The organism is Candidatus Tisiphia endosymbiont of Oplodontha viridula, from assembly GCF_964264865.1.
In the GTDB taxonomy this organism is placed as follows: Bacteria; Pseudomonadota; Alphaproteobacteria; order Rickettsiales; family Rickettsiaceae; genus Tisiphia.
Genome location: NZ_OZ183486.1, coordinates 1,113,040 through 1,129,472, shown reverse-complemented (window position 1 = coordinate 1,129,472; position 16,433 = coordinate 1,113,040). Strand labels below are relative to the sequence as shown.

18 protein-coding genes and 2 pseudogenes are annotated in these 16,433 nt (G+C 31.3%); 10 read left to right on the top strand and 10 right to left on the bottom strand.

Translation table 11 applies throughout. From position 1 onward, the window contains the following. Window positions 1–2: 2 nt before the first annotated feature. Window positions 3–194 (top strand): hypothetical protein, encoded by a 192-nt coding sequence (locus ACFEL1_RS05470; RefSeq protein WP_375330747.1) that lies wholly within the window; start codon window positions 3–5, stop codon window positions 192–194. An 88-nt stretch (window positions 195–282) separates the two neighbouring features. On the opposite strand, the gene lpxC is transcribed toward ACFEL1_RS05470, so the two are convergent. Further along, window positions 283–1,143: a UDP-3-O-acyl-N-acetylglucosamine deacetylase gene (gene lpxC, locus ACFEL1_RS05465; RefSeq protein WP_342279036.1), complete on the bottom strand. Its 861-nt coding sequence runs from the start codon at window positions 1,141–1,143 to the stop codon at window positions 283–285. Window positions 1,144–1,941: 798 nt separating this feature from the next. Here lpxC and ACFEL1_RS05460 point away from each other — a divergent pair. Further along, on the top strand, window positions 1,942–2,541 hold the full coding sequence (locus tag ACFEL1_RS05460; RefSeq protein ID WP_342279037.1) for an IS110 family transposase: 600 nt from the start codon (window positions 1,942–1,944) through the stop codon (window positions 2,539–2,541). A 37-nt stretch (window positions 2,542–2,578) separates the two neighbouring features. Continuing rightward, on the top strand, window positions 2,579–2,896 hold the full coding sequence (locus ACFEL1_RS05455; protein ID WP_342279038.1) for a transposase: 318 nt from the start codon (window positions 2,579–2,581) through the stop codon (window positions 2,894–2,896). 202 nt (window positions 2,897–3,098) lie between these two features. On the opposite strand, the gene ACFEL1_RS05450 is transcribed toward ACFEL1_RS05455, so the two are convergent. The 3 genes from ACFEL1_RS05450 to ACFEL1_RS05440 are packed head-to-tail and all read right to left on the bottom strand — an operon-like array spanning window position 3,099 to window position 4,868. Then, a complete protein-coding gene (locus ACFEL1_RS05450; RefSeq protein ID WP_341761144.1) occupies window positions 3,099–3,641 on the bottom strand; it encodes a septation protein A in 543 nt (180 codons plus the stop codon). Window positions 3,642–3,649: 8 nt separating this feature from the next. Continuing rightward, window positions 3,650–4,477, bottom strand: coding sequence for an FTR1 family protein (locus ACFEL1_RS05445; RefSeq protein ID WP_375330746.1), 828 nt, complete (start codon window positions 4,475–4,477; stop codon window positions 3,650–3,652). 16 nt (window positions 4,478–4,493) lie between these two features. After that, window positions 4,494–4,868 carry a cupredoxin domain-containing protein gene (locus tag ACFEL1_RS05440; protein WP_341761142.1) on the bottom strand — a complete coding sequence of 125 codons (375 nt, stop codon included), beginning with the start codon at window positions 4,866–4,868 and terminating at the stop codon, window positions 4,494–4,496. Window positions 4,869–5,294: 426 nt separating this feature from the next. Here ACFEL1_RS05440 and ACFEL1_RS05435 point away from each other — a divergent pair, with 426 nt between their 5' ends. From ACFEL1_RS05435 to ACFEL1_RS05405, 7 genes and pseudogenes are all read left to right on the top strand, one after another. Beyond that, window positions 5,295–6,089, top strand: a complete 795-nt coding sequence (locus ACFEL1_RS05435; protein WP_375330745.1) for a phosphatase PAP2 family protein — start codon at window positions 5,295–5,297, stop codon at window positions 6,087–6,089. After that, window positions 6,076–6,945, top strand: coding sequence for a phosphatase PAP2 family protein (locus tag ACFEL1_RS05430; RefSeq protein ID WP_342279042.1), 870 nt, complete (start codon window positions 6,076–6,078; stop codon window positions 6,943–6,945). Before ACFEL1_RS05435 ends, ACFEL1_RS05430 begins: the two co-directional genes overlap by 14 nt. A gap of 41 nt (window positions 6,946–6,986) precedes the next feature. After that, window positions 6,987–7,526, top strand: a complete 540-nt coding sequence (locus ACFEL1_RS05425) for a demethoxyubiquinone hydroxylase family protein (RefSeq protein WP_375330744.1) — start codon at window positions 6,987–6,989, stop codon at window positions 7,524–7,526. A 363-nt stretch (window positions 7,527–7,889) separates the two neighbouring features. Further along, window positions 7,890–10,367: pseudogene (locus tag ACFEL1_RS05420) on the top strand (UvrD-helicase domain-containing protein); the annotation flags it as partial. Then, entirely contained in the window at window positions 10,368–11,099 is a 732-nt protein-coding gene (locus ACFEL1_RS05415; protein WP_375331558.1) for a PD-(D/E)XK nuclease family protein, read from the top strand. A gap of 26 nt (window positions 11,100–11,125) precedes the next feature. Further along, on the top strand, window positions 11,126–11,434 hold the full coding sequence (locus ACFEL1_RS05410) for a nucleoside triphosphate pyrophosphohydrolase (protein ID WP_341761783.1): 309 nt from the start codon (window positions 11,126–11,128) through the stop codon (window positions 11,432–11,434). Between the two features lie 200 nt (window positions 11,435–11,634). Next, on the top strand, window positions 11,635–12,054 hold the full coding sequence (locus ACFEL1_RS05405) for a transposase (protein ID WP_342279045.1): 420 nt from the start codon (window positions 11,635–11,637) through the stop codon (window positions 12,052–12,054). Window positions 12,055–12,307: 253 nt separating this feature from the next. Here the strand turns inward: ACFEL1_RS05405 and ACFEL1_RS05400 are convergent, their stop codons facing one another. From ACFEL1_RS05400 to lgt, 6 genes and pseudogenes are all read right to left on the bottom strand, one after another. Continuing rightward, on the bottom strand, window positions 12,308–12,538 hold the full coding sequence (locus tag ACFEL1_RS05400) for a hypothetical protein (RefSeq protein WP_342279046.1): 231 nt from the start codon (window positions 12,536–12,538) through the stop codon (window positions 12,308–12,310). A 33-nt stretch (window positions 12,539–12,571) separates the two neighbouring features. Further along, window positions 12,572–12,622 (bottom strand): annotated as a pseudogene (locus ACFEL1_RS05395) (hypothetical protein); the annotation flags it as partial. A gap of 13 nt (window positions 12,623–12,635) precedes the next feature. Beyond that, entirely contained in the window at window positions 12,636–12,941 is a 306-nt protein-coding gene (locus ACFEL1_RS05390) for a hypothetical protein (RefSeq protein ID WP_375330743.1), read from the bottom strand. Window positions 12,942–13,290: 349 nt separating this feature from the next. After that, window positions 13,291–14,301, bottom strand: coding sequence for a tetratricopeptide repeat protein (locus ACFEL1_RS05385; RefSeq protein WP_375330742.1), 1,011 nt, complete (start codon window positions 14,299–14,301; stop codon window positions 13,291–13,293). Between the two features lie 231 nt (window positions 14,302–14,532). Further along, a complete protein-coding gene (locus ACFEL1_RS05380) occupies window positions 14,533–15,612 on the bottom strand; it encodes a class I SAM-dependent methyltransferase (protein WP_341761787.1) in 1,080 nt (359 codons plus the stop codon). Beyond that, complete coding sequence (gene lgt / locus ACFEL1_RS05375) at window positions 15,591–16,382, bottom strand: prolipoprotein diacylglyceryl transferase (RefSeq protein WP_375331557.1); 792 nt, start codon at window positions 16,380–16,382, stop codon at window positions 15,591–15,593. The genes ACFEL1_RS05380 and lgt overlap by 22 nt, the downstream gene beginning before the upstream one ends. Window positions 16,383–16,433: the final 51 nt, after the last annotated feature.

The following is a 16,433-nucleotide window of genomic DNA, read 5'->3' as shown; positions in this document are numbered from 1 at the left end:
ATATGCAATTTCAAGATACTAACGATTTATGTAAAATAGCCGATATTATCAAGAATTGCGTTGTCATTATCCAAGATTCTAGCGGTGCTAACGTACTAAATGTACGCTCCACTCCTCGACTTGGTAATTCCTGCTACTATTATGATTTTGATTCTATCGTCTATCAACTCTTCCTTTACGAGCAGTATAAATAGAAATACCCCCTCTTTAAATTATTCGAGTATACTGCAAAAACTTGAAGAGTTGGTAAACCAATTTTCAAGTTTTTGGGTAAAAAATAACCTAAATTTCTCTAGCACTAACCCATTGATAGAAGCTGCGATCACTAAATACTTGTCGTAAGAATTGGTTATTAAGAGCATGACTAGTTTTATAACCCGTGATGTCAGCTATTAGATGACCTCCTGTAGTATATAAATCTCCAAACAGGTCGAGAAGTTTGTGACGCACGAATTCATCAGTATATCTTAGTCCATCGTGGTTCATTATAATATCTTGATCTATACCTATAGCGTTATCGAGAGATGCACCACGTGCTAAGCCCTTACTTTTTAAATATTCAAGTTCATGGATAAATCCAAAAGTTCTAGCATCAGCAATGTTATTTTTGAAAGACTCATTCTCCGAGAAGACTAAATTTTGCTTGCCAATAGCCTTACTAGCAAAATCTATTGTTATATCAACCGTCATGCTATGAGCAGGGCTAGCTACTAACTCGCAATCTTTGTGAATTGCCCTAATTTCTTTTAAGATTTTTAGGTATTTCTTTGGAGTATTTTGTAATTGTCTACCAGCACATTCTATCATAAAGACGAATGGTTTACTGCTACCATCCATTATCGGGACTTCAGGACCATCGATTTCAATTATTAAATTATCGATTCCACATCCCCAAAGAGCTGCCATTAAATGTTCTATAGTTGAAACATAAATATGATGTTCATTTTTTATGGTAGTAGATAAATAAGTTTCTGAAACATTTAAACAACTAGCTTGAATAAAATTTATCTCTTGCCTTACATCAGTTCTGATAAAAACAATACCGGTATTTTCTACAGCTGGTCTTAAAGTCATCTGAGTAATGTTACCGGAATGAACGCCCACACCATAACAACTTACTGGGTTTAGTATTGATACTTGCATTGGTTAATTTTACTAACATTTTAGAAATTCAACTTATTTTAATGCCTTAAACAACTACATGCAAGTTACATTATGTTACAAAATATTTCATCAATCTATATACTGCTCGATAATCAAGTTTTTTTCTGAGTCATTCACCTTACGTATAGCATTTAAAAATTGCCGAAAAGTACAAAACGTCATTGCGAGGAGACCGTAGGTCCACAACTGTCGAAAGTTAAAAACTATAATTCATTGCAACCAAAAATTATACATAAATAATAATCTAACATTTATAATTTTAAATCTACAAGATTAGGCTCTCCGCTGCAAAATAATACTATATCTTTGATAATTTCTGTCTCAAGCAATGACCTATCTATTTTGTATAATTTATTTACTTCATTTAGTTTATCTTCACCTATTAAATTTATAATATTTGTATATTATTCAACTTTTTGTATTTATATGAACTTAATTTATACACAATCTTTAGTTATATTTTAATACCTTTTTTAACTTTCGACAGTTATGACCGTAGGTCGACGAAGCAATTGTAAGTTAAAAGTATGATATAATAGATATTGAAGTCAATGTAAATAATGATTTATACTGACTTATAAGGGGGTATTACAGCGATAGTCATTAATAATATAAATGACTATCGCTGTGCAGGCGTGAGCGACCGTGAAGCAATTGGTTTTAAGATCGTATAGATCCTGGTACTCTAGCCCAAATCCCCGAGACGTTTGAATAGTTGATTGGGATGCCTTTGCACGCCCGCTTACAATCGTAAACATTAAAAGCCTTCGAGGTATTATGCTATTATACAATAATTTTATCGGTCTTGATATAGGAAAATTCAATTTTGTTGTTGCTATTCATGGAAAAAAAGAAACTAAAGAATATAATAACAACTCTAATGGAATAGCTGATTTTATCAAGGATTACAAAAAAGAGATTAGTTCTGCATTGTGTGTTTTAGAAACTACTGGTGGATATGAAATGGAACTATTACTAACGCTTTGCAATCAGGGTTTTGCTGTACATAGAGCCAATACTCGTAAAGTTAAAAACTTTATTAGGTCTTTTGGTAATGCAGCTAAAACTGACAGTCTTGACGCTAAAGCTCTAGCACTTTATGGTTTTGAACGATCAGAAAGATTAGAGCTATTTAAAGTACAATCTAAGCAAGCTTTAAACTTGTATGAATTAGTAGGACGTAGGAACGATCTTAAACAAATGTTGATTGCAGAAAAAAATAGGTTTCAGTCCCCGAGAGCTGATTTAATCAAGTCTAGTTGTGTTAAAATGATCGAAGTACTAGAAGAGCAAATTGCATCTATTACTAAAGAAATAGACGACTTAATAGCAAAAGATAAACTCTTGCAGGCTAAAAGAGACTCTGCAAACTATTAGTGGTATAGGCACAGTAGTATCTAATGAGCTTATAGCTTTGTTACCTGAACTTGGTACATTGAAGCGCAAACAAATAGCATCATTAGTAGGTGTTGCACCAATATCTAATGATAGCGGTAGATATAGCGGATATAGACATACAGGACATGGTCGAAATTTTGTTAGACCTATGTTGTTTGTAGCTGCTATGGCTGCTAGAAATTCCAACTCTGAACTGAAGGTATTTTATGAAAAATTGATCAATAGAGGAAAAAAGAAAATGGTGGCGATGGTAGCATTAATGCGTAAAATCATTGTGATTGCAAACGCTAAGTTACGTGATTTAACTAGCTCTGCACAAGCAATAAAAATTTAAACCAAATTTATTTAAATTTTTATTGCGAACATAGTTGATCTATATAACAAGCTTCATGGATTGCCACGTCGCCACTTGCAGCGGCGTCTCGCAATGACGGTTTAAGCCTTACAACAGCACTTCGCTAATAGATGATTTTTTAACTTTCAACAGTTGTGTCCTGAAGACGACAACGCAATTCTTGATTTTCATCGAATATACCTTACTCTGTTGAATCTGGAAGTCTGTTCTTCAATATAAAAGGTAGTTGTAGTAAAAAGAAAATGATCGTTACAGGTATTGCTCCAAATATTTTAAATATAACCCATGTAGATTCTGCAAAATTACGCCATATTATTTCATTTAACACTGCCATGAACAGTAAAAAAGCAGCAGATCTATAGCTTAAAATATTCCAGTTCTTATCTTCAAGTTGGACAAAATGATTAAACATATATTTCAAAAAGGCCTTATTTCTTATGGCACTGATAAAAAATATACTAGCAAAAATTACATATAGAATAGTTGGTTTGATTTTGATATACATAGAGTTACCACTAATCAAAACTATACTAGCTGAAACTAATAACACTCCAGAAGATATTAAGGAGGATTTGGAAACTTTTCCTTCTATAAGATAACACAAACTAACACAAATAATTGAAGTAATAAGTATATATAACGTCGCACTTTGTATACTACCACCATAAAAATAGCCAATAAAAAAAGCTATAAGCGGAGCAACTTCTGATAAAAAATTAATCATAAATAGTTTTATTTCTCTGTTACTGCTTTTGTGTGTCTGATTTTTATTTGTATTAAGATATTAATTAAACCTAGAGTACAAACATAAAAAACAACTTGTAATCCGTTAGGTCTAGCAATATATCCAGTAATCATTTTTAGGAATTTACCATAGATACTTCTGTCAGAAATGAGCCAAGAGCTATCCCAAAGCTGGTCGGATAAAATAGTAATAATCCCTGAAGAACTCAATATACCAGCAGCTTCTGCTGCAAAGCCACTAGCAACAAGCATTAATAAAATGGAAGATATACGAAATATATATTGTTGGTTTACTATTTTTATTAAACCTAAATAGATAATGACACCCAAAGTTAGACCACTGACTATACCAATAATTAATCCTAATAGATAGCTATTACTGTCAATAATTTCGACTGAAGAAATACTATAAACTAATATAATAATTTCCATTCCTTCTCGAAGAATAGTTGCCGCAACAATCAGTACTAGCATTATATAACTACTATCACCGCTACTAATTTTTACAGACAAATCATTAAGATTTTGTTTTATCTTAATACCATAACCTTGCATCCATACTATAGTCCAACCAATTAATGCAACTGTTAATAAAATAATTCCAGAGTTAAATATCTCATCACCTAGACCACTAAATGCTACGGTTATACTACGAGTAAAGAAAGCAAATAACGCAGCAGAAACTGTACCAAGCATGACTCCAGCAATTATATAAATTCTAGATTTTTCTAATTGTTTTGTCACAGCAAGTATTACACCAAGCAACAAAGCTATTTCTAGGCATTCCCTGAATACCACTAATGCTATTTTAAACATCTAAACCTAAATAAATTTAATTAACAATGAGAGACCCTTGTGCTGTCTCTTGATGAAAGTCTCCAAAAAAATCATATTTACCCGGGGCTAAAGGGGCAAGGATGATATTTATAGAGTCATTTGGCATAATAATCTTTTCGCGGTGCAGATCATGACTCTCAAACTCTTCTACTGTACTATCTTGGTTGTGGATAGTAAAACGAATCTTCTTACCACTTTCTACTCTAATAATATTTGGCTCAAATCTATGATTCTTTATAACCGTTACAATTTCTACTATATTAATATCTACATCATTCTTAGATGTGCTTCGATGACTAATTGCAAAAATTATTACACCTATCAATAGAATAATACCTCCAAAAAATTGAAGGATAGTTTTTTTTTCCATAGTTTTAACTTGAAAGCTTTATTAAAGTTACAAAATACACCAATACAATCATAGCTACAAGCACATATAACAGAGTGTAGTTTTTTTGTTTTTTATGGTTCTTTATTTTTTTGGATAAATTCATAAGCACCCTCCCTATATTATACAATATATTAGATTTCCACTAAGTCATCAAGGATCAAATATTTTTTATAACAATATGTTGTTTTTCCTCTAGCCAACTCTGATAGTTTGTACAGTAAGTAATTAGGTAATTATAAATGATCACCTATAAAAAGACAATTATAATCACTGGAGCTTTTAGCTGGGTAATTAGCTATTGACAAAATGATAAAATCTTGTATACAGATACTCTGTATAATGGGTGAAGTTTAATTGGCGACTAGGTAAATAGTGTCTATAAGTTCAAATCTTCTACAATTTTTTATGCTAGACAATGTTGCTAAGATTTTTTTAAGTTTTAGTCATGATATAGTCATTATCCCACTACTGATACTAGGCTATATTTGGTTAGAGCAAAAAGTGTTTTTTAATGCAATATGTTTAATATTAGTAAGTATGTTATTTAATTTTGCTCTAAAAATTATATTTCAAGTACCACTATCTGCTCATATTGGTAAACAAGGTTTTGCTTTTCCAAGTGGTCATATGCAGTCTTCAGTTGTTTTGTATGGTTGGCTGATGACAAAAACACAAAGCCGTATATGTAAAATTCTGATAACTGGCTTGCTATTTGGAATAGGAATGAGTTTAGTCTATTTTGGCTATCATAATTATTTTGATATTCTAGGAGCCATATTTTTTGGTTCTTTATTAATAGCCTTTTATACATTTCTTGCAAGCACAAAAAAGCAAATATTGCCACCAGTTTTATTGACTTTTACTACATTTTTGATGTTGTACATTGCATCTATACATAAGGTAGAAGAACATCTATATATGGCATATTACGCTCTTATTGGAGTAATATTTTCTGAAAACATTTTTACAAAAAAAATAACAATTATAATTATAAATCTACGAAGCAAAATATCAGCAACAATACTGTGTTTTTTCATGCTCTTTATAATCAAAATGCTTTTTACAGTTGGTTATATCTCCTCTTTACCATTAGCTATCAGGCAAATGCAATGGGCTATAATCGGATTTTGTATCCCAGCATCAGTTTTTATTGCAAACTATATCAATCATTATAAGCGTTCTTTTCATGATAGATACTAGTTGGATTGTAGAAATAAGAACAGATTTTCTAACAACCATATTTAAGTTATTTCCATTTTTTGCTAGTGATTACTTTTACATTACCATTACTGCTTTAGGATATTGGTTAAATCCATCGGCATTATTATTCAGATCATTAGGATTTTTAATACCTTTTTGTACTTTACTTAATTGCTTGTTAAAGAATTTATTTAAAATATCGCGTCCTGACATATCTTTACATTTAATATCTGTGTATGATCCTTTTGGCTTTCCTAGTGGTGATGTTCAAGTGGCAACCACTTTTTGGCTAGCAATCTTTTTAAGTCTTAAAAATAGTCCTTTTAAGTATTTATGCTTACTGCCAATAATTGGTATTGGTCTTTCAAGAGTATATCTTGGTGTTCATAGTATATATGATGTAATTGGTGGTTTGATATTTGGGTTTTGTGTTTTCCATATATGGAAAACATATTTAGAAAGAGCATTACTTGTAGAAGTATTTCAACATAGTTGCAAAAAATTTTGGTTTTTACTTGCTATAATAATCTCACTATACACCATAGTGTCTCAATCTTTACCATGGCCACCTATGATACCGATGGCAATAGGAGCTCTCATTGGCTTTGGGTTATCCTTACGATGGATAGAAAATCAGGCAGTTGGTCTACAGCACAAAATTAGTATTCCAACCGCTCTAATATCCCTGACCATTTTAATTGGCATAGCAAAATTCATACCTACTCTAAAAATAAACATTTTTATTTTCTATTGTAGTATTATATTAAAATATAGTGTTCTTGTTTTTGGAATTTTTGTATTAATTCCTAGTACTATCTCTAAGATTACCCGATCTAATAAAATTGATATATTATAAAATGCAATAAATTATCCGTTATTTAGATACTAAAGCAGCATATGGCAAGACCCGATTTCACCAATTCAGACAATATCATAAAAGAAATTATTAGAGTAAATCATGCTGGAGAATATGGAGCTAAACGAATTTATCAAGGGCAATTAAATTATTGCAAAAACCACGAAGCTTCCTCTACAATAAAACATATGATGCAGCAAGAAGAAGTACATTTGAGCTACTTTACTAATTTGTTATTACAACGTAATGTTAGACCAACTATTTTTATACCATTTTGGCATATTATTGGCTATATACTTGGTAGTGGATCGATATTGATAGGAACAAAAACTGCCATGCTACTAACGCAAAGTGTAGAAGAAGTGATTGAACAACATTATCAGAAACAAATAGATTATCTCGAATTGTATAATTTAGAGAAAGAATTGGTAGATAGCATAAAACAATTTCAGGCTGAGGAAATTGAACATAAAGATATAGCTCTAGTACAAGGTAGCAGTAAGGTAGTATTTGCTTCCTTAATCAATAAAGTTATTAAATTAATGTGTAATATGGCTATTAATGTGAGTAAAAAAGCATAGTATCCTACATTTTCCTATAATCGTCATAGCAAGGCTCTTTAGATGCCGTGGCGATCTAGGTAAACAGCGAAGCTGTCTAGTACGCTTCGCGTATCCTAGATTGCCACGTCGCCGCTTTTTCGCGACTCCTCGCTAATAGACGTTTTATAGACGTATATGTCTATTAGCGAACAAACATACGTGAGCGTGGCAATCCATTTTGCTAAAAACATGATTTTAATCTTTTAAAATCATGTTTTTAGCTTTAGAAAGGTTTAAAATGCATTCGCAAAACCGCTTTAAGAATGCATTTTTCTGATATTCTAGCCAGTTTTGGATTGAAATTTTTAATTTTAATCCAAAACTGAGGTAAATAGGAATTAAATGAATGAATTACAACAACAAGCATCTGACCCAAAATATTCTGTTTGGGTTTCTGCATCAGCTGGTACAGGCAAAACCAAAATTTTAACAGATAGGGTGCTGCGGTTACTAATTAAGGGAGTTCCATTTGAAAAGATTCTATGCTTAACTTTTACTAATGCAGCCGCCCTTGAAATGCAGAGTAGGATTAAAAATAAGCTTGCTAAATTTGCTGCAAACGAAACCACTAAATTAACTGAAGAGTTAGGTTTATTACTTACTAGAGAGCCTTTAAAAAGTGAGGTACAATATACCAAAACTTTATATCACAGACTACTAAACTCTGAAGATGGTATTCATATTTACACTATCCATGCTTTCTGTCAGAAAATGCTTAAATTATTTCCTTTTGAAGTTGGTATTAATCCAAAATTTCAGATTCTTGACGAGATTACAGCACAAGGGGTTCTTAGCAAAATAAGAAACCAAATCTATTTAGATCCGACTTATAATGAGCTGATTAGTTTTTTTCTGACAAATTTCCATGAAACAACTATCAATGATATTTTCTCTGAAATAATCCAGCAAAAAATTAAGTTTAAGAAATTATTTGCCAAACAAATGGATTCTGTAGAGTACGATACTCAAACTATTTCTGCACAATTACTAAATATTTATGATCAAGCTAAGCAATTATTGGCAAAATACTCAATAGTTATTGACCTAGATCAAGAAATTCAACAATTTTTTCTTACTAAAGAAAACCTTAAGCGTAAGAACATATTGCCTAAATCTGTGGCAATGAAGTACCCAAAGTTATTGAATGAACTTGAATATATTCAAGAGAGAATTTTTCAGCTAGATCAACAAGCTAAAATGCAAGATATGGAGAATTACTCAAATTCATTACGTAACTTGGCAAAGATTTTTCTTGATAAATATGATTCCTACAAAACCGGGCATAGTTTGCTTGATTATGATGATTTAATTTATCTTACGCAGTTATTATTAACGGATAATACTGCAAAAAATTGGGTAGCTTATAAACTTAATGGCGGGATTGACCACTTGCTTGTTGATGAAGCACAAGATACTAGCCCAGAACAATGGGACATTATCACTGCAATTATAGCAGACTTTACTTCTAGCACTAAGCAAAAAAGTACTATTTTTGTTGTAGGCGATGAGAAACAGTCGATTTTTAGCTTCCAAGGAGCAGATATTAGTTCTTTTAGTTATGTTAATGAAAATTTGTATAAAAACCTATCTGATGCAAATAAGAATTTCAGAAATATTACCCTCCAGTGGTCTTATAGATCTACTAAAGAAATTATTGATATTGTCTATCTAATTTTTCAACAAATTAAACATACTACCCCACAATTATTTACATCTGATAACCCTAAAATTTTGCCATTTCGTCAAACTCATAAAGGTAGAGTTGAACTTTGGCCATTAGTTAAGGATGAAAAAGAGAGTAAGTTGTTTTGGCCTTTACTGGAAGAGCATAATAAATCCAAATCTGCTCAGCAATTACTTGCACAACAAATTGCTAGTTTTATAAAAAGCCAAATAGCAAGTCGAAGAATCCTGCCTGCTACTAATTCCGCAGTCAAAGAATCAGATTTTATGATTTTGGTACGCAAGAGAGATGAGTTGATTTTTGAGATTATTAACTGTCTTAAGCAACATGGTTTGCCAGTAGAAGATGTTGATCGGATTACTTTAAATAAAAGTTTGTCAGTATTAGACCTAATGAGCATAGCGAAATTTGTACTACTACCTCAAGATGATTTGAATTTGGCTAGTCTGTTAAAATCACCAATAATCGGCATGAGTGAACAGGCACTACAAACTATTGCAATTTCTCGAGGCAAAAATTCTATCTGGGGTTACCTACAAACTGTCCAAGACTATGCAAGTATATATAAGAAACTGTGCCATTTCTTGCAGCTATATAAGGTTGCCAATTGTGAGAATTTTTTTCCACTTATTGTCGATTGTTTGGATGTTAGAAAAGTTTTAGTTGAGGCTAATGGCTTTGATAGTGATGACGTAATAAATGAATTGATATATTTGAGTAGCAATTATGCTAATAATATAGATAGCTCATTGCAAAGCTTTGTTTATTGGTTTGAAAATAACAAAATTGAGATTAAAAGAAACTTAGAATCGTCAAGTAAGATAAAAATTATGACCGTGCATGCTTCTAAAGGTCTGCAAGCACCTATTGTTATTCTGTGCGATACTAGTTCAGTACCAACTAATAGTAATAAATTCATTTGGGACGAAAATCAAGTGTTCTCTACCACTCAATCAGCCAATAGCCCAGAATTCTTTAAAATTCTCAAAGAAAAGGAGCAACAAAAAGACTTACAAGAATATATTAGACTACTTTATGTTGCAATGACTAGAGCCGAAGACCATTTAGTGATATGTGGTTATCAGTCAAGTAGTAAGCTACCACAAAATTGTTGGTATGAGTTGGTTGCTAGAACAATGAATATGCACGGGAAGGTACAGGAAAATGGTATTATAGTTTATGAATCAGTTATTGAAGGAAGTGGAAATGGGCAGAAATCTAAAGAAATAGACCAAAAAGGTGCTTTAGATATTCTATATCCCGCACCGAAGCAGGATGACATCAAGGAAAGCAGGAATGACATTGAAGGTAGTGGGAATGATATTGAAGATTGGATACCAAATCTTTTTTTAATTAATAAAATCACCAAAAATACAAAGCAAAATTATTCAGTCAATTCTCCTATTATAGTTAATGATCATTTAGAATATGGTAAGATATTTCATAAAATTCTAGAAGATGCCACAAAGATCAATGATTTTTCTATGATGAATAAACATCCGTTTATTCACAAGTTACCAACAACTCTGCAAGAAAAGATTCATAGCAATATTGATAAATTACTGAATAATATAGAATTTATGGCACTTATTTCCCAAGAGCTAAAAACTGAAGTGACGATAGGGACAACTCTAAATTATGAGGTTAAGATAGGAAGAATTGATTTACTTGCCATTGATACGGGAAAAATAACCATTATTGATTATAAATCCGATGCTGGTCCACCTAAAACCTGTCAATTAGTTCAGGAATCTTATATTGATCAGTTGAATTTTTACCAACATATAGTAGCAAAACTATATCCTAACAATGAAATTATTTGCAAAATTTTATGGCTAGAAAATGCCAATTTTATGACAATTGGTTAACCTTTAACCAATAATACACAGGTAATATGACAAAATTAGTGAGAGATTCAGTTCCGCAAATTATCTTAAAATCTGGTCGAATACCAGTCTTTCGTATTGCAGAATTGGCTGAGTATAAACAATTATTAAGACAGAAACTTTCTGAAGAGGTAGAAGAATTTTTAGAAAGTGAATCTATCGAAGAAATTGCTGATATCATAGAAGTACTTGAGGCAATATGTAATAGCAACTCTTATAAATTAAAGGATATACTAAACATTAAAAAGCACAAAAAAGATACCAATGGTGCTTTTGACAATAAAATAGTTTTAGAAAAAATAACCATAAAAACCTAAGCTACTCAATAACAATCAAGTGAGTCAATTATTAAAGGGCTGGTGACTAATTTCAAAGATTGTAGTGATAAGCTAAAAGAACCCTGATCTCTCATCAATTTTTTCTTTAATACCGTCTGGCTTTGTTGCATAAATAGAGAATAGAGTATAAAAGTATAAATAATCTGATAGAAAGGAGAGAAATTAAAAAGAAATCAGAATTGACAAGAGAGAAGAAAAAAGAACCATATATTGTTGTAAATGATAAGGGAATAATCCTAGCTGATAGCACTACAGAACATAACACAGGTGACATATCTCAGATTGAGCCATTGCTGATTGGTATCAGGGCTAAAGATTTCCTTGGGGATTCAGGGTATGACGGTGAAGCTGTATATCAATTGTTGAGAAAGAAAGGAATGAAGCCAGTTATCAGACCTCCCAACCATTCATTATCAGTTAAATTACACAAGCCTAAAACAGAGAGAGATAAAGCTGTAAAATATCAACGAAAGAGGGGATATCAAGCATGGATAGTAAAGAATAGTTATGACCGAAGGGAGAGCGTAGAAAATACGCTTTTTCGTTTTAAAACTTCTTTTGGTAGCAAGTTTTTATCAAGATATCAACGATTTGAGTAGTATTTATGATATAATGACTAATTTAATCAACTAGTCTATTAGTTTAATTATTAATGTTAAGTTTTAAGCAAAAACAATTGAAAAAGATTAATTTATTTAATTAACTTATTTTAGTTTAATATTAAAATAATAATTCAACTAATAATGTGACTAGAAACTATTATTTCTCATGTAGGTTTTATTTTGGTTTTTTTAAGAAATCGCCCTAGTTTTTATGATAAATTGACAAATATCTCAGTACAGGACAAAGAGATTAACAAGGTGATAATCGAAGTAAAGATGGTGTTATGGGCTTAATAAATTTTGTTATAACTTCCATCATTTCTTCAATATTCAAAAATATTCTCTGCAAGTAATCTAAGCCATACCTGAATAAGGAGATAGACTTTCTACCGTGTTTTTTAAGCTTTATGGGTCTGATAGAATTTTGCCATTGACCCACAACATAAGCAAAAGTAAATGCTATAGCAAGTAAACCAAGCAATTTACTAATTCTATCTAAATGTATTATATGGGTGTTTTCAAAGTTAAATCCTCGTGTTTTAAGGCAAGCAAAAAGATTTTCTATTTCCCATCTTTTTTTATATATTATTTAGTGCTATATTAGGGTTATCATTGGTAGCTATGATTACTAATTCTCCTTGATCATTACGCAATGCTGCTACAGATACTTTAGGTCCTTTATAATTCTTACCCAAATATCTTTTTCCTTTAAACAACATATATTCACCATTCTGTAACCTCTTAATTAAATGATTAGCAGTAACTAATTCATCTTCTGCTCTACCAATGGTAAGATTGGCTTTGATTCTAATATAAAATGGTATCATTTTATCAGCTAAAAACTTTAGCCATAAATCACCAATAAACTCCCGATCCCCAAGCAATGCTGATAAAAAAGTAGTCTCCTATTAATTGTGATAACGCTGTAATCATTCTCTTGCCTCTTAAGTCTTTAACAACCTAATTAATAGAGCTTTGTCTACGCGTTATCTACTATTTTTTATTCTCTCCTTAATCTCTTTGTCCTGTACTGAGCTTTTTTCTACTATTTATACTAATTTAAATTAGGGAATTGGTATTATCCATCTTTGATACCTGAAGACTCAGATTTACTTATAAAAGTAGCAGAGCAAGTAATAATTGAAATTAAAGTGCAGCGATTAAATGTTTCATGTGTTGATGTCACCTCAATGATCAATGAAGTGTTTAATTATTCTTCTGAATCTAAATTACTCAACGTTGAGATTTAGGATAGCATGTCGAATCCATCTTTAGTATTTCAACACTTTTAGGATGATCTAAACCAAATTTGTTTATATGCTGATCATGAAATTTAATATACCAAGATTTTTCTGCTAAATGGCAAGTAGCTTTTGCTGCTGCTAGGTACATTCTACTTACTTCGTCAACATTTTTCACATTATCTTTGTAATTATTCCAATATAACATTTCTGCTGTTAAATAAGACTGAACTGCTTTCTCATTTTGACCAAGAGCTGCTAATGCATCTCCTTCTGCAACAAAAGCCTTAGCTAAATCTATATCTGGTGAGATGGTAAGGTTTTTATTAGGTCTGCTTGGATTCTGAATAAATATGGTTATTGCTTTTTGGGCATATTCTAGAGCTTCTTGAGTATTACCCAATCCAAGTATAGCTCTCGACATTTGGGTATAAATGCGAGCAAATACTTCATGATCTTCTTTCTTTACTGACTTATGCATATCATATAATTGCTGTGATTGTTCATAGGCTTCATTATATTTACCTAAGGAGTTTAGTATTTCAGATCTTGACATATAAGGTCCTACAAGATATATATCATTAGCTTGTACTCCACCCTCAATATGTTTTTTTATAGTATTATTAACTTGCTCTAGTGCTTCTTTATATTTTCCTTGCATAAAAAATAAACTTGTTTTGGCATAATACAAATTTACTACATCTGGACTATTTACCAACTCCTTATTAAACATATTTTCTACTATTTGAATATTTTCCTCTGCTTTTTGAGTTCTCCCTAGTGAAATATAGGCTTTAGCTAAGAAATATACTACATTACATACAAATTCTCGAACCAAAAACTCTGCTAGTTTAGGATCATTTTTTTCTAAAATATTATTAGCAAGAGTAATAGCATCATCTTTATTAAATGCCGTCATTTTGACTATATTAGGTAATAGCTCACTATCTTGGGAAGCAAAAATAACATGACCATTATGTTCCCAATTAACAAATTCTTGCACCTTATGATTTTCTTTAATTTTTAAATTATCAAATACTAATAACCATTTATCTTTACTAGATAAGTAAGATAACGCTTCTTTTTTTGCTGATCCGACATCTTCCGATATTAAATTAGTCCTAGCCTTTTCATTAATTGACTTTGCTAGTTTTAAAAATTCTTCATTAATATCTAAGTTACAATTGCTTCGTCGACCTACGGTCTCCTCGCAATGACGCCGTGGAATTATACCTTACTCCTGTACAAGGCACAATACTTTAAACAATAGTCCCATTTTATTAGGAGCGATTAGCCTATCAACTTGTTTTGCTATTATATTTGCTTCTATAATAGGTAATTTATTTTGCAATAGTTTACTTCGTAATAATATACCATTACCAATTAGAAAATCACGTTGTGTTATTGATCCATAAACATTTATTCCTATATTTTGGGCTACTGTTTTTAAAGCATAAAAGTCAACATGTGCTGACAAATCAGCTTCTCCTAAAGTTTCAAGCAGAGGGTAATATTTATGATTTTTTATCGCTTGTAAAGTAGGGTCGTATTGGTTACGCATCCTTTTTATTGGATCTATATCATAACCGTAATCAATAACTAAGCTAGCCCCACCAAATTTCATTATATGCTTGCTAATAAATTTTATGATTTCTAATGATTTAGGTGATTCTTCTATTACTGCTCCGTCATATGCGTTTGGGTGTTCTTGCAGTAAGTAGTGTTGCAATTCTTTACTAACTTCTATCTTATCGAACTTAATTTTACCATCAGTTGGGTCAATAATAAGTATTGACTCGTACCAAAGTTCTTTGCTTTTAATATATTGTTTAATTGGCATAGCGTCAAAAAATTCGTTAGCTATTATAATAGAAGGAATTTTAGATATATATTGTACTGCTGTATGATGTTTAATAGGTAAACCAGCTAATTTGAGGTTTGTTTTCTGTTTCTTGATAAAATGAAGATTAATTTCAATCAATTCTATTGAAATGGATTGGTAGAATTTTGGAACTAATTTAGCAACATTGAGAAAATCCCGCATTAATACTCCTTGTCCAGGACCTAACTCAACTAAATTAGTCTTCTGAGGACATCCCATTTTATGCCATTGATCAATAGCCCATAACGCTATCATTTCACCAAAAAGCTGAGAAATTTCTGGAGCTGTGGTAAAATCTCCTAGGCAACCTAACTTATCTTGTTTTTTGTAGTAAGAAGAAGGATTTACCGACATTACTTGGAGCATCATTTCGTCAAGCTTAATACTACCATTCTGTTCAATAAGTTTTCTTACTTTAGAGTCGATTGGCATCTAATTCGTATTATTAAATAAATTCCTAGTATTAGCATAGGTAATGATAAAATTTGTCCCATAGTTAAGTTATTAAAAATAAAGCCTATGTGAAAATCTGGCTCACGAAACATTTCTATAATAATTCGAAATACAGAATATAATATTAAAAATATAGCAAAATTCAAACCACGGATATTTATAGTTTTGTATTTAAAAGTGGCATAAGCTAGAATTGACAGTAATATAATTCCTTCAAAAAATGCCTCATAAAGTTGGCTGGGGTGTCTTATTTGTAGATCACTATTTGGGAAAATCATTCCCCAAGGCATTTTAGTTATTCTACCATATAATTCACCATTAATAAAATTGGCTATTCTACCTAAAAATAAACCGATAGGACCAATTGTAGCTAATAGATCACATAGAAATAAGAAGTTAATTTTATACTTATGGCAGAAAAAATAACTAGATATGATTAAACCAATCATACCACCATGAAATGACATACCTCCTTCATAAGTCTTTAAAATGGTAATAGGATCAGAAAAATATTTAATCGGATTATATAGTAATACATAGCCTAATCTTCCCCCTATTACTATACCGAGAATAGCCCAAGTAACAAAATTTTCTAAGTGTGACGCGGTAACACCAACTTCAAATTTTTTTATAATTTTATAAGCATAGAACCACCCAACTATTATACCCAAAACATAAGCCATGGAGTACCAATAAACGGTAAATGATCCAATAGAAAAAATAACAGGATTGATATTTGGGAAGAGCATACGGTAATTATATACACCAACTTGATAGATTGCAAGTGTTGGAAAAAATAT